Origin of the sequence: Aestuariibaculum lutulentum, assembly GCF_032926325.1 — a bacterium.
GTDB lineage: Bacteria > Bacteroidota > Bacteroidia > Flavobacteriales > Flavobacteriaceae > Aestuariibaculum > Aestuariibaculum lutulentum.
This window is the reverse complement of sequence record NZ_CP136709.1, coordinates 687,230-704,929: the sequence shown is the minus strand read 5'-3', so window position 1 is coordinate 704,929 and position 17,700 is coordinate 687,230. Positions and strand designations below refer to the sequence as shown.

The window sequence follows — 17,700 nt, the reverse complement described above, 5'->3', positions numbered from 1 at the left end:
CTTTATCCACAAATTCAAAGAGATGCAAAAAAATGTCATTATAACAGGAACAAGTAGAGGGATTGGTTTTGAATTGGTTCAATTGTTTGCCAAAGCAGGACATAAGGTATTGGCGCTTTCGCGGAATGAAAAACCAATAGCTCATTTAAATCTGGAGAATGTAACGGCATTTTCGTTTGACTTAAGTAATGCTGAATCTTATAAACAAGTTGAAGATTTTATAACTACCAATTGGCAACAAGTGGATGTTTTAATCAACAATGCCGGTATGCTTGTTAATAAACCGTTTTCTGAAATTACAATGAATGATTTTGAAGCGGTTTATAAAACCAATGTTTTTGGTGTTGCTGAATTAACCAGAGTAGTTTTACCTTTTATGAAAGCCAAAAGTCATGCGGTAACTATTAGTTCTATGGGCGGTGTCCAGGGCAGTATGAAGTTTCCCGGATTGGCTGCATATAGTTCAAGTAAAGGTGCTGTAATTACCCTTACAGAATTGTTAGCCGAAGAGTATAAAGAATCTGGAATTTCCTTTAACGTATTAGCTCTTGGAGCCGTACAAACAGAAATGTTAGAAGAAGCTTTTCCTGGTTACCAGGCCTCAACTTCAGCTTTAGAAATGGCAGAATATATTTTCCACTTTTCATTAACCGGACATAAATACTATAACGGTAAAATGTTACAGGTGTCTAATTCTACACCATAGTTTTTTTAATTATTGCCCTTTTTCTATTTTAGCTTATATGAAGAAAATTCTGTCTGTTGTAATTTGTTTTGTTACAATAAATCTACTAGCTCAAGAAATTACATTAACTCATAATGTGGGTAATGTGCCTATAGATACAGGTATGTTTTCGTGTGAAGATAGAGATGAAGGTTGGTCGAAAATTTTTAAATTATCAGATTTTGGAATTGCAGCTAATGAACAGTTTTTAATTAAATCTCTACAAGTGGCTTTAAGTGAATCTAATACAGGAGCCACTTTACAAGTTAGTGTTTATAGTATAGATGATAGTTTTCCAGTGTTTTTTCAATCATTATACCCAAGAACTGTTTTAGGAACCCGTAGTATTGGGATAGCCCCAGAGATTAAGGGATCACCAGAAATTATTCAAAAAGATTTTGATGAACCTATCGTTGTGCCTGCCGGAACAGAAAGAATACTGGTAACAGTTCATAAGAATGTTGATTTTTATAATCCTGAATCTGCTAGGGTTGTAATTGCAGGAACACAGGAAGATTCTGGAGAATCTTGGTACCATGGTTGCGATGAAAATTATGGCTTAACGAAAGTATCTGAACTTAATAACCCAGTTCCAAATGCTAATTTTTATATTAATGTTACTGGTGTAACCTTTAATAATAAGGGTATTGGAGGGACAACAACTTTAAATCATAACACCTGCGATTTTATTGAATATAAAAGAGTGTTTAGCTGTAGCTGGGGTGGAATGAGTTGGTCGAGAGATTTTTATTTGAAAGATTTTGGGATAAGTACTAATGAAGAATATTCTATTAATACTGGTCAAGTTGCTCTTAGTTCAGCTGGGTGGGGAACTGTTTTGGAGTTTAGAATTTTTAAAATAGATGATAATTTTCCTGAATCATTTTCAGAAGCAGATCTGATAGGTAAAAGTCAAACTATAGATATTCCTTATTTTAGTGGGATTAGTCCTAGGCTTTTTAATGTTGAATTTGAAACATCTATAGTTGTACCCAAAGATGTTGAAAGGGTTTTAGTGGAAGTAATTCAGTTACCAAGTTATAGTAGTGGAGCAGCTTTCATTGCTGGTTCAATTGGTGATAGAGGAGTCTCTTGGATAAAATCTTATAGTGGAGGTTGCGTGCCGTTTATGGAATTTAAGGATGCAGAAGCAGAGTTAGGCTATGAAGAGGCTAATTTTTACATTAATGTTACAGGAAGCGTCAATCATGTTACCAATAATTTCGAAATGAATATTTCTAATATTTGTTCAGAGTTTTTAAAAGAATTTAGTGTTGAGAAAAAAGAAGAAATAGCATCAGTAGCTTGGGATTTTGGAGACCCTAATTCAGGCTTAGATAATACATCTACCGATTTATCCCCATTTCATGATTTTTCAGAAGATGGAACGTACACCATAACAGTAACAGTAACTGGAAATAATGGTAATGTTGAAGTATTAAAAGAAACCATCGATGTTAAAGAACCTCCAACAGCTTATGGAATAGATAATATATTTGGCTGTGAAGATGAGGGGAATCCCGGGTTTTCTTCTGATTTTGATGTGTCGAATATTGAATCCTATATATTAGGAGGACAAGTCGATAAAGTAATTACTTATATTGATGGTTCAGGAAACAAGTATAGTACACTACCCAATCCATTTACTAATACCGTTAAAGATAGAGAAACCATATTAGTTCGTGTTTCACATAAAGATAATCCTTGCTGTTATTCTGAAACATCTTTCGATTTTATTGTAAACACCTTGCCAGATTTATCAGTTATAGATGATTTGACTGTTTGTGATGATGATTATGATGGTTTTACCGATTTTAATTTAAAAAAGTTAAAGGAAGATATTATAGGTAGTGAATTTAATATTCAGGTGGAGTTTTATCATCAAAATGGAATGCCAATTGAGAGTGATTTAGAATTTGTAAAAAACACGGTCATTAATCAAGAAGAAATAACTTTTAAAGTTTTAAATACCGATACAAAATGTAGTTCTGAAGCAACGTTTAAATTAATCGTTAACCCGTTACCAATAGCAAATGCTTTAAATGAACTAATAGGTTGTGATGATAATGGCGATGGTATTTCCGAGTATTTTGATACCGCTCAAGTGGAAGAAGAAGCCATAGGAAATCAAACAGGATTTGAAGTCCAGTATTTTGATGCAGACGGAAAACAATTGCCTAGCCCTTTACCAAATCCGTACACAAATACAGTATTTTTTCAAGAGGTTTTAACTGTACGCGTTTTAAATACTACTACCGAGTGTTATGCAGATATGCCATTGCTTTTAAGGACTTCAAATAAACCTCAAATAAATACGCCTTCAGATATTTATGCTTGTGATGAAGAAGGTGGTTTTGGTTATTTTGATTTGAGTGATTTAAAAAATACTGTAATAGGGAATCAAAGTAACTTAAATGTATTTTATTTTGATGAAAATGGAAACGACATAACAATGACAATATCTTCGAACTATAGGAATATAAAACCTTGGTCGCAAAACATTACAGTTAGGGTTGAAAATGCAATTAATAATTTATGTTTTTCAGAAACCAATTTTAATCTGTTTGTAAATGAATTACCAAAAGTTGACTTAGAAGAAAGTTATTTTCTATGTAATCTTGAACCATTTTTAGAATTGTATGTAAAGGAAGTATTTGATAATTATGTATGGAAATATCAAGATGGTACAACGATTTCTTCATCAAACGTTGTAAAATTAGAAAAGGCAGGAAATTATACATTAATAATAGGTGAAAATACAAATGGAATATATTGTGAAAATAGTTATAGTTTTGAGTTAGTACGTTCTGTACTTCCAAAGATAGAGCGTGTTGATTTTGCAGAATTATCCGATCGCAACTATATAGAAATTATAGCTTCAGGTGATGGAGATTTTGAATACTCAATAGACGGTTTAAATTATCAAAACAGTAATTTGTTTAGTAATGTTCAAGGAGGAATTTATTCGGTAACTGTAAAAGATAAGTTAGGCTGTGGAGAAGACTTTAGTTCAGTGACAATTGTCGATTATCCTAAATATTTTACACCTAATAATGATGGTTTTAACGATTTTTGGCAAATAAAAGGAATACCGAATTATCCCAATGCTAAAATCTTTATTTATGATAGGTATGGTAAATTTATTAAACAATTTGGAGCATCAAGTAACGGGTGGGATGGGACGTTTAATGGAAAGAAAATGATGGCAACAGATTACTGGTTCATTGTTAAGTTAGATGAGGAGAATGAATTTAAAGGACATTTTTCGTTAAGAATATAAAAAATGAAAAAATACAAGTGTATTATTTTTGATTGTGATGGTGTTTTGGTCGATACCGAAGTTATAAGTAATCAATTGTTGGTAGATATGGCTAATCGGTATGGAGCTAATATCGATTTAAATTATGCCATGAAATATTTTAAGGGCAGTCATTTTAGGCATTGTTTAGATCTTATTAAAACATTGGTAACAGAGCCTGTTCCTGATAGCTTTGAAAAGGATTATAGAACAGAATTGGATAGACAATTTACCGAATCGGTTCAGCCAATTAAAGGAATAAAGGAGGTTATTAGTCAATTAAATATCCCGTTTTGTGTCGCTTCAAGTGGTACGGTTGAGAAAATTCGATTAAATCTTGGTTTAGTTGGACTTTTAGATGCCTTTGAAGGTAAAATATTTAGCTGTTATACCATTGGAAAATGGAAACCAGAACCCGATGTGTTTTTACTTGCCGCAAAAACTATGGGATTTAAGCCGGAAGATTGTCTGGTAATTGAGGATAGTAAATTAGGTGTTCAAGGCGCTAAAAATGGTGGCTTCGATGTTTTTGGTTATACAGAACATGATTATTATAATGACCTAGAAGGATTAGCAAATCAAACGTTTCAGAGTATGGACGATTTAATCGGAATGATTCTGTAATAGATAAAAAAACCGCGATATCCAATTTTTTATATCGCGGTTTTTTATTCATATTAATTATTTTTTTAATATTATTTTATCAGAAGTTCCTAGTTCTGTATAAATTTTTACTAAGTAACTTCCGGATGTTAAATCATTGACATCTATATTGTTTTCAGTCGATTTAAATGTTTTAACTAACATACCTAACATATTATAAATTTCTATTTTTTCAATTTTGGAATTAACAGAAAAATAAAGCAGATTATCTACAGGGTTAGGATAAAGTTTGAATTTATTAGCTTCAAATTCAGCAGTACCTAATGAGCTGGTTTGATAACTTGCGTAGAATAGGTTGGCAACATCTGTTTTCGAAATAGTGTGTTCGCCTGGTTGTAATGTTATTTCAACAATTCCGGCAGTGGCATTATAATCAACACCATCAATTTTTATTCTTCCTGAAAAATCAGAGTTAAAAACTAAAGTTAAAGTACCTGCAAGGTTAGTTGTAAAGGTGATACTTGTTGCCGATTCTATTTTTAAACATTGCGTTAAGGTGAGCCCGTTATAATTTACAGTACCTTTTGTAGTTGACAAGTTTCCAACAATGGTGTAATAGGTGCTAACCAAACCTGAAATTGTAAAGTTATGAACTTCCTCTCCCGCATTTACAGTTCCTCCTTCTGTAGGTGTTGCTGAATCAGAATTCGATTCAATGTTCCCATCGGCTACCACCCAGTAATAGTAGGTTACATCATTTAAAGCTGTATTATCTGAATAACTTAAAGTGTTGGCGTCGTTAATATCTGTGATTTTAACACGTCCAGTTGGATCAGAATCGGTGTCTCTGAATATTTCATATGCAGAGGCAGTATAATTGTTAACTTGCCAGCTTAATTCTACTAAAGCATCACCAGCATTGGCCGTCAATATTATTTCAGGGTCTGGTCCAGTTTCACCTTGAACAGAAACAAGAGATGAGGAATAATTAGTTAATGCACTTTTTAAAGCCGTATTAACATCATATGAGGTATCATCAACAGCATTGTTAAACGTCCAGCTAAAGTCTCCGTTGTGCATACGTCCTGAATATTGCATTACTTTTGTTTTTGCATCTTCTGGCGTGTCAGGTGTGTAGCTGTACATAACGCCTGTGTTAGTGTCAAAATTGTTGTAGGTATTTGTTCCGTAAGCAGAAGTAACCGTATTGCTTATAGATTCTTCTCTTGTTGAAGCAACATAGGCATCAAAATCTACTGTGGGATTAGGGTAGTTTGTGTCTCCGTAAGGAACAAAACGATTTGCTCCGGTAATATAGTTGTTAAAGGCTTTTATAGTACCTCCATCTTCTTTTGAAAAGGTTGGGTAATTTGCATAATCATTAGTTCCGGTAGATGAATTGTATACATCAGACCCTTGCATGGAGGTTAACATAGGATATTTACAGTTTCTGAAATAATTAGCTTCCACAAATACAGAAGAACCATTGGTAGAACCAACCCCGTATTTAGAGTTTCCATCGTAATAATTATTATAAACATGGGCCGAATAAAAACGCACACGAGGATGACGAGAATCGGAGTGGTCATACCAGTTGTGATGGTAGGTAATATACAATCCATCTGTAGTATCTTCACTTAAACCTAATAAGTTGGATTTACCTGAATCCCAAAAGTGATTATATGAAAACGTTACGTAGGTAGAGCGTTTACAGTCTAAGGCGCCATCTCCTTTAGCTTGGTCGGCATCACCTCCAGCATCACCATAAAAGAAATCTACGTTATGAACCCAGATATAGTCGTTGTCCTGTTGAAGTCCAATATTATCACCTTCACTACTGTTACAGTTCATGGAGCCGATGTTTCTAATTTCAATATTGGTTGCGTTCTTAACGCGTATTCCCCAGCCGTCAGAAACAGCATCGTTTCCAACACCCTCAAAGGTAATATGGCTTGAAGCATTTTGTTTATTTTCAATGACAATATCGCCGTTAAGCATATAGTCGAAATCTGTAATTTGTCCTATTAGTCTAACAATTAAAGGGCGGGTATCATTACCTTTTTTAAAACCATCTAAAATGGTTTGAAGTCCAACACATGGATTACTGTTAGCTCCAGTAACATTCAGTTCAATAGTGTTTTTTGAATTTTCTGTGATGTACAAAATAACAGCATTGTCTTTTGGTGTACCGTCCATTTTATAAGCTCCTGGAACACGATTATTAGAAAAGGCAAAGCCTGTTCGGTCATGAGCTTCTACATTAATAACACCAGTAGATGTAGTTGTGCCTTCCGAACCAGAAATAACAGGAGCAACTTTAAAGGTGTAACTTCCGGCTTTTAAACCCAAAATATCTGCACGAAAATAGCTTCCGTAATTTCGAATAAGCTGATCGTCAATTTTTTGGTCTGTAATACCCTCGCCGCTAAAATACACATTGTAGCTTTCGGCATCAGTTACGGGTTGCCATTTTAGATAGGCTGATTCAAGCCAACCAGCAGATTCATCAATAGTTACTGTTTGAGCAAATCCTAAATTTACCGACAGCAGAAGAGATAAGGAGAAAAGTAATTTTTTCATCATTAATTTAATGTCTTATTAGTTTGTAGTTTAGTTGATTACAAATGAATTAGTGGTTAGTTAATTTTATATTGTAATCGATTACCTTAAATGTATGATTTTTTTTAATATGAATGAAAAAAAAATCAGAAAACCGATGAAATACATTGACTTAAAGTTTTAGATATTGTTTGAGTGCTTTTTTAAGAGGTTTTAAAAACGCTTACTTTTATTAACACTTTAAAATAAAACCCTTATTTTTGTGTATATGCATGAAAAACTTCAAGATTACATTCCGGTAAATGCTATTCCACAAGTTATAAGTCTTTTAAATCATGATGATTTAGTTGTTAAAGTAAAAAAGGAGCGTAAAACCCGTCATGGGGATTACATGAGATTGCCAAACGGCAAGCATCAAATTACCGTAAACTCAAACTTAAATGAATACCGGTTTTTAATAACCTTAATTCATGAGATTGCTCATTTTGAAGCTTACAGGACTTATGGCAGATTGATTAAACCACACGGAATAGAATGGAAGAGAACCTTTCAGCATTTAATGTTACCATTTTTGAATCCTGAAATTTTTCCAGATAGTCTTTTGCCTTTGTTAGCAAGGCATTTTAAAAACCCTAAAGCGTCTAGCGATACTGATGTTAATTTAGCGTTAGCATTAAAACAGTTTGATGAAGCTAACGACAAAACTTATATATTTGAAGTGCCTTTAGGGAGCATATTTAAACTTTACAACGGGCGGGTTTTTAAAATGAGTGGTAAACGAACCAAGCGTTTTGAATGTGTTGAAGTTAAAACCGGACGGTTGTATTTGTTTAATCCAAATGCAGAAGTAGAATTAGTAACCAATAATTAGTTTAAGGTAAATAAAATGTTGAAAAATATATTGGCTTTAAACAAAATCAACATAAATGAATAAAAATTATTATGCCATATTAATGGCAGGAGGAGTAGGATCTAGGTTTTGGCCCGTAAGTACAGAAGAATTTCCAAAGCAGTTTCACGACATGCTGGGAACGGGTGATACCCTTATTCAAAAAACATTTCAACGTTTATCACGATTAATTCCAAAAGAGAATATTTTCATCTTAACCAACGAACGTTATAACGATTTAGTGTTAGAACAGTTACCTGAAGTCAATCAGCGTCAGGTGGTTTTAGAACCAGCCATGCGAAATACAGCTCCATGTATATTATATGCCTCTTTAAAAATTCAGAAAGAGAATCCAGATGCCGTTATGATTGTGGCCCCAAGTGATCACTGGATTGAAGATGAAGCCGCTTTTACTAAAAATGTGGAGCAGGCCTTTAGCTTTTGCGAAAAGCATGATGCCTTGATGACATTAGGTATTCAGCCAACATTTCCAAATACTGGATATGGTTATATCGAATTTGATAAATCTTCAACTGAAGATATAAAATCGGTAAATCAGTTTAGAGAAAAGCCAGATTATGAAACGGCTAAGGCTTTTATAGAGCAAGGGAATTTTTTGTGGAATGCGGGTATCTTTATGTGGAGTGTGAAAAGTGTGGTTGAAGCGTTTAAAAATAATCAGCCGGGCTTATATGCGCATTTCGAAAAAGGTATTGAGACTTATAACACTGAAGCCGAAAAAGCGTTTATTGCTGAAAACTATCCATTAGCAGATAATATTTCGGTGGATTATGCGGTTATGGAAACCTCTAAAAATGTGTATGTAATTGCAGCTGAGTTCGATTGGAATGATTTAGGAACCTGGGGAAGTTTATACGATAAGTTGGGTAAAGACAGTGCTAATAATGCTGTAGTTAATGCCAGAACGCTTACCGAGGATGCTTCAGGGAACATGATTAGAACTAAAAATAATAAAATTGTTGTTGTTGATGGTTTAGAAGATTATATTATTGTAGATAAAGAGGATGTGTTGCTTATTTATCCAAAGGCCAAAGAACAGGATATAAAACAAGTGCTTAAAAAGGTAAAAGATACTTACGGCGAGCAGTACGGATAGGTGTCAAAATAATACAGAATTATAATGGTTCGGTTTTTAATTGAAAAGATTAATAACCGAACCATTTATTTTTTATCTTAGTGTATTACTAGTAATCTCACACCAATGGAAGAAAACAAGTTCAGTTTTTCTGAGGAAGAACAAAAAAAGGAACATATTGTTGATGAACGAAAAGAAGCTGTTAAAAAGGACGCTCAGGGCCTGCTTTTAAGTATTAAACGCTTTTTTAGTGAATTACTCGATTTCCGTGATGATACCGATAGAGAAGCCACGATTCAGGCAATAAAGAACGATATTCCGTTTAAAGGAGCTACGGCTTGGATTTTAGTCTGTTCCATCTTTGTGGCATCTATTGGACTTAATGCGAATTCAACCGCAGTTGTTATTGGTGCCATGTTAATATCGCCGTTAATGGGCCCTATTTTAGGTATTGGTCTTTCGGTATCTATTAATGATATTGATACACTTCGGAAATCATTAGTCAATTTTGGGGTGATGATTGTATTGAGTGTGATTACTGCCTTCCTGTTTTTCTGGTTTTTCCCTTTAAGTGAAGAGTCTTCAGAGCTATTGGCACGCACGCAACCTGATATTCGAGATGTGCTTATCGCATTTTTTGGTGGTTCGGCTTTAATTATTGCCAGAACTAAAAAAGGAACCATTGCATCTGTAATTTTTGGTGTAGCGATTGCTACGGCGTTAATGCCTCCGTTATGTACCGTTGGTTATGGATTGTCTGTCGCTTTCGAACAGGATTTTGCTAAAGGAGGTCGTTATGCTTTGGGAGCGCTTTATCTTTTTATTATCAATACTATTTTTATTGCATTGGCAACCTTTTTAGTGTTGAAGGTTTTAAAATTCCCAATGCTTAAATATGCCAATTCAGCCAGACGCAGACGTATTAGTCGATTTGCGATGACTTTGGCTATTGTAGTAATGATTCCGGCCATTTGGACGTTTATAAACGTTTTGCAGCAAAGTCGTTTTGAAGTAGATGCCCGTAATTTCATTAAAAGGGAATTAGCAGCATTACCTCATGCCGAGTATATTAGAAAAAATGCTTCGTACAGGTATTCTGAAGATAAAAAAGTGCCGTCGGCAATAGAATTAAACACCTTCGGATTAGATGAGGTTCCGGAAAGCACCATTGCTTTATTAAAGGATAGAATGCTACAATATGATGCCTTAAAAAGCAGTAGTTTAATCTTTAATCAGAATAAAAGTAAGAATTTGGATAACCTAAAGTATATGGAACAAATTCGTTACAGAGACTCTATTGATTTACTGGGGCAATCTCAAAAAATTGTATTTCTTGAAAGTAAACTAAAAAGTTTAGAAAAATTAGAACGTTTACAAATTCCGTTTGATGAATTAACTAAGGAAGTGAAAATTCTGTATGATGGTATAGATAAATTATCGTATTCAAGTGTCATTACGTCAAACTTTAATAAAACAGATACCTTATCGGTTATTACAGCGAAGTGGGACACTAAAAAAATAAAGGAAAAGGATATTGCCAGTCAGCAGGAGAAACTTGAAAAATGGCTAAGACAAAAATATAAACTGGATAGTTTAGTTGTAACCCGACAATAGTAGTCGGGTTTATTTTTATGTGAAATTTAAAAGGAATTACTCGTTTTCTTCAATGTACATACGTCTTACTTTTTTAAATAAGTTTGACGAGTAAACAAAGTCTGTTACCGATGCATTATCGGTTTTAAAGATGGTCTCTTTAGAACCTTCCCATTCTTTATAACCATTTTTAAGAAATACGATTTTTTCACCTATTTCCATCACCGAGTTCATATCGTGAGAGTTGATAACTGTAACAATTTTATATTCGTCTGTTATCTCCTGAATTAAATTGTCGATAACTATAGAAGTTTTTGGGTCTAATCCAGAGTTTGGTTCGTCACAAAACAAATATTTAGGGTTATTAACTATGGCACGAGCAATAGCAACACGTTTTTGCATACCTCCGGAAGCTTCACTCGGCATTTTGTTGTGTGCATTTTCAAGTTTTACTCGCTTTAAAACAAAGTTTACGCGATCTTCCATTTCGCTTTTACTTTGCTTGGTAAACATTTTTAGCGGGAACATTACGTTTTGCGCAATGGTCATAGAATCGAATAACGCACTGCCTTGAAATACCATACCTATTTCGGCGCGTAAATCACGTTTTTGAGCATCAGATAATCGAGAAAATATCTTTCCGTCGTAAGCAATAGAACCTTCTTCGTATTCAAAAAGGCCTAATAAGCATTTTAAAAATACAGTTTTACCCGAACCACTTTGCCCAATGATAAGGTTGGTTTTTCCTTGTTCAAAAGTAGTTGTAATACCTTTTAGAATTTCCGTGTCTCCGAACGATTTATGTAAATCTTTAACCTCAATCATTAACTCAATAGCATTTGGGTTAGTAAATAGTTTAATACAATAATAACAACACTGGTCCATACAAACGAGGTTGTACTGGCTTTACCAACTTCAAGAGCGCCACCTTTCATATAATACCCGTAAAACGATGGTATGGTAGCTAAAACAAAAGCAAATACAAAAGTTTTTATAAAGGCGTAAGTAACGTGAAATGGCGTAAAATCGGTTTGTATACCTAGGATATAATCTTCTAGCGATGTAAAGCCTCCAAAAACACCAGCTGCAATTCCGCCTAAAATCCCTAAAAACATACCAATAGCAATTACAAATGGGTAAAGCATTAAGGCTACAGTTTTAGGAAACACAAGGTAGTTTAAAGAGTTAATTCCCATAACTTCTAAAGCATCAATTTGTTCGGTAACACGCATGGTTCCAATACTTGATGTTATGAAAGATCCCACTTTTCCTGCCATAATAATAGAAGTAAACGTAGGAGCAAATTCTAAAATTATAGATTGCCTGGTAGCAAAACCTACAAGGTATTTCGGAATTAAAGGATTGTCAATGTTTAATGCGGTTTGAATAGTAATAACACCACCAACGAAAAATGAAATAAAGGCAACAATACCTAAGGAGCCTATAACTAAATCGTCAACATCTTTAAGTATTAAAGTTTTCATTACCGACCACTTAGTTGGTTTGCGAAACATATTAACAACCATTAAAGAATATGCGCCAATATTGTGTAGATAAGTCATATGCAAATTTAATAGTGCTAAAGTAAAAAAAAGTAACAGGTAATTAACGTTAAATTTAAATTATGATTTCATTTAACGAGTATTTTTGGCATCTTTATAAAAATTTTATCATGAAAAAAATTTCCACTCTTTTATCAGTCGCAATATTTGTAATGGCGTGTAAAGCACAGGAGCAGCCTAAGGTGCCACAAACTACTGAAAAATCGTCTTATTACTTTACGCATAAGCCTAAATTGGTTGTTGGAATTATCGTAGATCAAATGCGTTACGATTACTTAACGCGTTTTTATAACAAATATGGCGAAGGCGGATTTAAACGCATGATGAATGAAGGATTTAACTGCAAGAATAATCATTTTAATTATGTGCCAACAAAAACAGCACCCGGTCATGCTTCTGTATTTTCTGGTACAACACCAAAATATCACGGTATTATAGCTAACGATTGGTATGATAAAGATTTGAAAAAATCGGTGTATTGTGCCGGAGACGAAAGCGTAAATCCGGTAGGAACAACAAGTAGCGCAGGAAAAATGTCGCCACACCGTATGTTAACCACCACGTTCGCAGATGAAAATAGATTGTTTACGCAAATGCGAGGAAAATCAATTGGAGTTTCGGTAAAAGATCGTGGAGCCATTTTACCAGCAGGACATTCAGCGAATGCTGCCTATTGGTTCTACGGAAAAGATCAGGGCGATTTTATTTCAAGTACATATTATATGAACGATTTACCACAGTGGGTAAAAGATTTCAATAAATCTGATGCGGCTGAATCGTATTTAAAGCCTTGGGATACCTATTACAATATTGAAACCTATACCGAAAGCGGAACCGACTTAAACGATTTTGAAGAAGGTTTTGAAGGAAAAGAAACAGCAACTTTTCCATACGATTTAAATGTGTTAAAAGATAAAAACGGCGGATTCGATATTATTAAAGCAACAGCTTACGGAAACAGCATTGTAGCAGATTTTGCCATTGCAGCATTAACCGGAGAACAATTAGGGCAAGATGAGCATACAGATGTGTTAACGGTTAGTTTTTCAAGTACCGATTATGTTGGACATAATTTCGGTGTAAACTCTAAAGAAATTGAAGATACTTACATTCGTTTAGATTTAGATTTAGAACGTTTTTATAAGGCTTTAGATGAAAAAGTGGGTAAAGGAAACTATACGGTGTTCTTAACTGCCGATCATGCAGCAGTTGATGTTCCTGCTTATTTACAAAGCGTGAAAATTCCGGCGGGTTATGTGAATACAAAGGAAGAAAGAGCACAAATGGAAAGCTTTTTACAAAACAAATACGGAGCAAACTTTATTGAGAATATCAGTAATAATCAAATCTTTTTAGACCGTGCTAAAATTGCTGAAATGAATTTAGAGTTAGAAGATGTTCAGGAAACTTTAGTGAATGAAATTATTGGTTACGAGAATATTTACAAAGCGTATTCTGCAACAACTATGAGTACAACCTCGTTCCCAATTGGTCTTGAAGCTTTGTTTCAAAAAGGATACAATCAAAAGCGTTCGGGAGATATCATTTTCGAATACAACGCCGCATATATTTCCTATGGAAGAAAAGGATCTACCCATGGTTCAGGTTTCGATTATGATACCCACGTGCCGTTACTATTCTTTGGAAAGGGTATTAAGCATGGACAAACTTTTGATAAAACCGAAATCACCGATATTGCCCCAACTATGTCTGCTTTGTTAGACATTAGCTTTCCTAACGGCGCTATTATTGGAAAACCTTTAGAATTTGTTTTAGAGTAATTTGAAAAACAAAAGTATATACACGCTATTTACCGTTGTACTTGTTTTAGGTGTTTACGGTTACGAACACTTTTTAAAAGAAGAAGAAAAGGCTGAAACCATAGAGCAAGGGAAAATCGTTAAAACCGAAACTAACGAATATTTTTTGCCAACAAGTACAACGGGACAAATAGTACATCATGATGGGTATTCGTTAAGTTATAATGAAGCCTATGAACAGGCTGAATGGGTAGCTTACGAATTAAAAAAGGCGCATTTATCAAATACAAATTTTAAGCGTCCGTATTTTGAAATTGATGATGCAGTAAAAACTGGTGCGGCAAGTTGGCGCAACTATAAGAATTCAGGTTACGATAAAGGGCATTTATGTCCTGCAGGAGATCGGCGCTACAGTCAGGCGGCACATGATGAAACTTTTTTAACCAGTAATATTACGCCGCAGGAACATCAATTTAATGCTGGTATTTGGAATACTCTGGAACAGAAAGTAAGATATTGGGCTAATAAGTATGATGGTGTGTTTGTGGTTACCGGAGGGGTTTTAGAAAAAGGTTTAAGAACTATCGGAAGTGAACATGTGGCTGTGCCAAATCAGTTTTACAAAGTGTTGATTGATATGAATTCGGGGCAACCTAAAATGATAGCCTTTTTAATGCCGCATAAAGATTCAAACAAACCGTTATATGACTTTGTTGTTTCTGTAGATTCTATAGAAAAGCTTACAGGAATAGACTTCTTTCCAGAACTTGATGATGCTATTGAAAATAAACTGGAAGCCTCAAGCAGTTATAAAAATTGGAGTTTTTAAGGTTGAACAGATTCCGTTTGCTGTCCAAGAATATAAGCACCTCGTCCAGAACTTATACAACATCCAATATGTTCTTCAGGGGTGTTTGAAGTACTACATTCTTGTTGTGCGTTTGCTTCTTTTACCTTTACAATCTTTGGTTTTGATTGTTCTTTAGTGATGAATATAACACCAAAACTAAAAAGGAAAAGGAGTATAAGTCCCAAAGTTTTCATCTTACAAATGCTATTTTGAATATAGGTTCAAATTAATTTTTTTTATGAATAAGCAAAGTGTTAATTTTAACTGAACTTATTCAGCATACCTTTCCATCGCAAGTCGCGAATAAATTGTCCTTCTTCAACGGAAACTAATGGTTCAATATTATTGTGTTTTGCTTTAAAATAGCCAGCCATGTAATCTCTAAATAGCGAAACACTTTTCTTTTTATATGCTAATTTTAGTGCCGAAATTAAAGTAATGGTAAAACCGTAACGCATTTTATACATGGCTTCACCTTGCAAGTATTTTGAGGCTTTATTGTAACTGATTCCGGTAGGTTTTAAATGCTTAACATGTAACGATTCGTCTGTTAAAATTGACCAGCCATAATATTTCGCCAACAGCTCATCTACCGTATCCCAACCCATTGAAGGCTTTAGTTTGCCTATTTGCAGAAAACAGTCTTTGGTATAGGCTTTTAAAGCGCCACGAATGTGATCTTTGTTAGTTAAATTTTCTAAAATCCAATCCCCATTTTTTTCGATATAGCAGAAGCCTGCAGCCATTCCTAACTTAGGGGTGTTTTTAAAATGATTGGCGATTTGCTCTAAATAGTTTTCAGGGAAAATCAGGTCGGCATCGAACTTACAAATAATGTCGTAATCTTCATCTAGAACCTGGTAACCTTTATAAAAGGCATTAATAATTTTAGAACCCGGTAAGTGTTGGTTTGAGGACTGTGAATTTACCAATTGAACCCAATTGTGTTTTGCGGCATAAGATTCTACAATAGCTTGCGTGCCATCGGTAGAATTATCGTTAACAATTACAACCCGTTTAGGGAGTAAGGTTTGTTTGGTTAAAGATTCTAAAGTTAAGCCGATAGAATCCTCTTCGTTATGCGCTGGTATGATGATGTAGAAATTCAAAATTGAAGTTTTAGGTTTTCAAAGTTAAATTCTTTCAGCATAAACAATATAATATCTTGGCGTAAACCAACGAAGCATAGGGCGAATCCCTATTTTTTTTGTTGGATTGGTCCATTTTTGACGGTCAATAATTTTCCATCCGGCTTTTTCCAGTAACCAGTCGAATTGCCAGTCTTCAAATTCATGGTAATGTCTGTCTAGCATATCTGTTTTACTTCTGTATGCTGATGAAAACCATAATTTAAGAGGAACACTAGCTACCAGTTTATCCGCTTTAATAGATTTTAAAACCGTAAAAGGGGATAAGAGATGCTCGAAAATTTCAAAGGCAGTTACGACATCTGCAGATGAATTGTCAATAGTTGAGGTGTCCAGATCTAAATCTTCACCTTTAGTGTTTTCAACAGTGTAGCCTTGTTGCGACATGATTTCAGAAAAGGGATTAACAACCCCTAAATCTAAAATCGTTTCAGAGGTTGATATATGTTTTCTTAGAAATTCCAGTGTATGTTTAAAGCGTTTGTTTGGAAATGTGTTTTCGTACATTTGGCATTTCCGCTTTAGCGGTGTTATTAATATTTGTAAACAATAGCGTTAATATGCATTCCTGCACCAACACTTGCAAATATAATAACATCACCTTTGTTAAGGCTATGGTTTTCTAATTTATTGTTCTTTACCAAATCAAACAGTGTAGGAACCGTAGCAACCGAACTATTACCTAAAGTTTGTATACTCATAGGCATAATATGTTTCGGAATTTCGGTGCGATATAATCGATAAAAGCGTTTTAAAATGGCTTCATCCATTTTTTCATTGGCCTGATGGATGAAAATTTTCTTAACGTCTTTAATGTCGACACCACTGGCATCTAGACAGCTTTGCATAGCTTTAGGAACATTAGTCAGGGCGAATTCGTAAATTTTACGACCATCCATTTTAATGTAACGGGTGTCTTTATCTAAAGCTTGGTTATTTGAATTTCCAAAGTAGAGGAAGTATGCCTCATCATAAGTGAAGCTTGCTGTTTCATGGGCTAAAATACCACCTTCGTCATTGGTAGCTTCAATAATTGTTGCGCCGGCACCATCGGAAAAAATCATAGAATCTCTATCGTGCTTGTCTACGACACGAGATAAGGTTTCCGATCCGATAACCAAACAGCGTTTCGCCATACCGGCTTTTATGAACGCTTGCGCTTGAATAACACCTTCTATCCAACCGGGACAGCCAAAAAGAATATCGTAAGCGATACATTTCGGGTTTTTAATGCGTAAGCTATGTTTAATACGGGAAGCTAAAGAAGGTAAAACATCACTTTGTATGGTACCGTGTTTTACATCACCGAAGTTGTGTGCTACAATAATGTAATCTAAAGTTTCAGGGTCTATTTTCGCATCAGCAATGGCGCGTTCGGCAGCAAAAAATCCTAAATCTGAAGAGTTTAAATGGGGTTTGGCATAACGACGTTCAGCAATGCCTGTAATGGCTTTAAACTTTTCAATAATAACTTCGTTAGGGTGGTTAATAACCGATCCATCGGTGTTAAGAAATTGGTGTTGATGGAAAGCGTCGTTTTTTTCTATAGTATCCGGAATGTAGCTTCCAGAGCCTGTAATTTTAATATTCATAAAAAGAAAATGCCTTTTATTGTAGC

General features: G+C 34.6%; 15 protein-coding genes. 8 read left to right on the top strand and 7 right to left on the bottom strand.

Annotated elements, in window-relative coordinates; all coding sequences use genetic code 11:
* Positions 1-22 precede the first annotated feature (22 nt).
* The 3 genes from R1X58_RS03160 to R1X58_RS03150 are packed head-to-tail and all read left to right on the top strand — an operon-like array spanning position 23 to position 4,646.
* Positions 23-706, top strand: coding sequence for an SDR family NAD(P)-dependent oxidoreductase (locus R1X58_RS03160; RefSeq protein WP_240571904.1), 684 nt, complete (start codon positions 23-25; stop codon positions 704-706).
* A 37-nt stretch (positions 707-743) separates the two neighbouring features.
* A complete protein-coding gene (locus R1X58_RS03155; protein ID WP_240571903.1) occupies positions 744-4,004 on the top strand; it encodes a T9SS type B sorting domain-containing protein in 3,261 nt (1,086 codons plus the stop codon).
* Between the two features lie 3 nt (positions 4,005-4,007).
* Positions 4,008-4,646, top strand: coding sequence for an HAD family hydrolase (locus tag R1X58_RS03150; RefSeq protein ID WP_240571902.1), 639 nt, complete (start codon positions 4,008-4,010; stop codon positions 4,644-4,646).
* Positions 4,647-4,703: 57 nt separating this feature from the next.
* Here the strand turns inward: R1X58_RS03150 and R1X58_RS03145 are convergent, their stop codons facing one another.
* On the bottom strand, positions 4,704-7,208 hold the full coding sequence (locus tag R1X58_RS03145; RefSeq protein WP_240571901.1) for a pectate lyase family protein: 2,505 nt from the start codon (positions 7,206-7,208) through the stop codon (positions 4,704-4,706).
* A 244-nt stretch (positions 7,209-7,452) separates the two neighbouring features.
* Between R1X58_RS03145 and R1X58_RS03140 the strand changes: the two genes are divergently transcribed.
* From R1X58_RS03140 to R1X58_RS03130, 3 genes are all read left to right on the top strand, one after another.
* Positions 7,453-8,055, top strand: a complete 603-nt coding sequence (locus R1X58_RS03140; protein WP_240571900.1) for a SprT-like domain-containing protein — start codon at positions 7,453-7,455, stop codon at positions 8,053-8,055.
* Between the two features lie 55 nt (positions 8,056-8,110).
* Positions 8,111-9,190 carry a mannose-1-phosphate guanylyltransferase gene (locus R1X58_RS03135; protein ID WP_240571899.1) on the top strand — a complete coding sequence of 360 codons (1,080 nt, stop codon included), beginning with the start codon at positions 8,111-8,113 and terminating at the stop codon, positions 9,188-9,190.
* A gap of 105 nt (positions 9,191-9,295) precedes the next feature.
* Positions 9,296-10,783: a DUF389 domain-containing protein gene (locus tag R1X58_RS03130; RefSeq protein WP_240571898.1), complete on the top strand. Its 1,488-nt coding sequence runs from the start codon at positions 9,296-9,298 to the stop codon at positions 10,781-10,783.
* A gap of 36 nt (positions 10,784-10,819) precedes the next feature.
* On the opposite strand, the gene R1X58_RS03125 is transcribed toward R1X58_RS03130, so the two are convergent.
* Both R1X58_RS03125 and R1X58_RS03120 read right to left on the bottom strand, forming a co-directional pair.
* On the bottom strand, positions 10,820-11,587 hold the full coding sequence (locus R1X58_RS03125) for an ABC transporter ATP-binding protein (RefSeq protein ID WP_240571897.1): 768 nt from the start codon (positions 11,585-11,587) through the stop codon (positions 10,820-10,822).
* Positions 11,587-12,324 carry an MlaE family ABC transporter permease gene (locus R1X58_RS03120; protein WP_240571896.1) on the bottom strand — a complete coding sequence of 246 codons (738 nt, stop codon included), beginning with the start codon at positions 12,322-12,324 and terminating at the stop codon, positions 11,587-11,589. The genes R1X58_RS03125 and R1X58_RS03120 overlap by 1 nt, the downstream gene beginning before the upstream one ends.
* A gap of 110 nt (positions 12,325-12,434) precedes the next feature.
* Here R1X58_RS03120 and pafA point away from each other — a divergent pair, with 110 nt between their 5' ends.
* Both pafA and R1X58_RS03110 read left to right on the top strand, forming a co-directional pair.
* A complete protein-coding gene (gene pafA / locus R1X58_RS03115; RefSeq protein WP_240571895.1) occupies positions 12,435-14,105 on the top strand; it encodes an alkaline phosphatase PafA in 1,671 nt (556 codons plus the stop codon).
* Position 14,106: 1 nt separating this feature from the next.
* Entirely contained in the window at positions 14,107-14,913 is an 807-nt protein-coding gene (locus tag R1X58_RS03110; protein WP_240571894.1) for a DNA/RNA non-specific endonuclease, read from the top strand.
* On the opposite strand, the gene R1X58_RS03105 is transcribed toward R1X58_RS03110, so the two are convergent.
* The 4 genes from R1X58_RS03105 to R1X58_RS03090 form a co-directional block, all read right to left on the bottom strand.
* Positions 14,910-15,128, bottom strand: coding sequence for a hypothetical protein (locus R1X58_RS03105; RefSeq protein ID WP_240571893.1), 219 nt, complete (start codon positions 15,126-15,128; stop codon positions 14,910-14,912). The two genes, R1X58_RS03110 and R1X58_RS03105, sit on opposite strands and share 4 nt — an antisense overlap.
* A gap of 66 nt (positions 15,129-15,194) precedes the next feature.
* The gene (locus R1X58_RS03100; RefSeq protein WP_240571892.1) at positions 15,195-16,043 is read right to left on the bottom strand and encodes a glycosyltransferase family 2 protein; all 849 of its coding nucleotides are present in this window, start codon (positions 16,041-16,043) and stop codon (positions 15,195-15,197) included.
* 24 nt (positions 16,044-16,067) lie between these two features.
* On the bottom strand, positions 16,068-16,589 hold the full coding sequence (locus R1X58_RS03095) for a class I SAM-dependent methyltransferase (RefSeq protein WP_240571891.1): 522 nt from the start codon (positions 16,587-16,589) through the stop codon (positions 16,068-16,070).
* A gap of 26 nt (positions 16,590-16,615) precedes the next feature.
* Complete coding sequence (locus tag R1X58_RS03090) at positions 16,616-17,674, bottom strand: 3-oxoacyl-ACP synthase III family protein (RefSeq protein WP_240571890.1); 1,059 nt, start codon at positions 17,672-17,674, stop codon at positions 16,616-16,618.
* Positions 17,675-17,700: the final 26 nt, after the last annotated feature.

What these genes read in the sequence shown, in the direction of transcription:
- R1X58_RS03160 (WP_240571904.1), top strand. Translation starts at nt 23, where the DNA reads ATGCAAAAAAATGTCATTATAACAGGAACAAGTAGAGGGATTGGTTTT.
- R1X58_RS03155 (WP_240571903.1), top strand. Translation starts at nt 744, where the DNA reads ATGAAGAAAATTCTGTCTGTTGTAATTTGTTTTGTTACAATAAATCTA.
- R1X58_RS03150 (WP_240571902.1), top strand. Translation starts at nt 4,008, where the DNA reads ATGAAAAAATACAAGTGTATTATTTTTGATTGTGATGGTGTTTTGGTC.
- R1X58_RS03145 (WP_240571901.1), bottom strand. Translation starts at nt 7,208, where the DNA reads ATGATGAAAAAATTACTTTTCTCCTTATCTCTTCTGCTGTCGGTAAAT.
- R1X58_RS03140 (WP_240571900.1), top strand. Translation starts at nt 7,453, where the DNA reads ATGCATGAAAAACTTCAAGATTACATTCCGGTAAATGCTATTCCACAA.
- R1X58_RS03135 (WP_240571899.1), top strand. Translation starts at nt 8,111, where the DNA reads ATGAATAAAAATTATTATGCCATATTAATGGCAGGAGGAGTAGGATCT.
- R1X58_RS03130 (WP_240571898.1), top strand. Translation starts at nt 9,296, where the DNA reads ATGGAAGAAAACAAGTTCAGTTTTTCTGAGGAAGAACAAAAAAAGGAA.
- R1X58_RS03125 (WP_240571897.1), bottom strand. Translation starts at nt 11,587, where the DNA reads ATGATTGAGGTTAAAGATTTACATAAATCGTTCGGAGACACGGAAATT.
- R1X58_RS03120 (WP_240571896.1), bottom strand. Translation starts at nt 12,324, where the DNA reads ATGACTTATCTACACAATATTGGCGCATATTCTTTAATGGTTGTTAAT.
- pafA (WP_240571895.1), top strand. Translation starts at nt 12,435, where the DNA reads ATGAAAAAAATTTCCACTCTTTTATCAGTCGCAATATTTGTAATGGCG.
- R1X58_RS03105 (WP_240571893.1), bottom strand. Translation starts at nt 15,128, where the DNA reads ATGAAAACTTTGGGACTTATACTCCTTTTCCTTTTTAGTTTTGGTGTT.
- R1X58_RS03095 (WP_240571891.1), bottom strand. Translation starts at nt 16,589, where the DNA reads ATGTACGAAAACACATTTCCAAACAAACGCTTTAAACATACACTGGAA.
- R1X58_RS03090 (WP_240571890.1), bottom strand. Translation starts at nt 17,674, where the DNA reads ATGAATATTAAAATTACAGGCTCTGGAAGCTACATTCCGGATACTATA.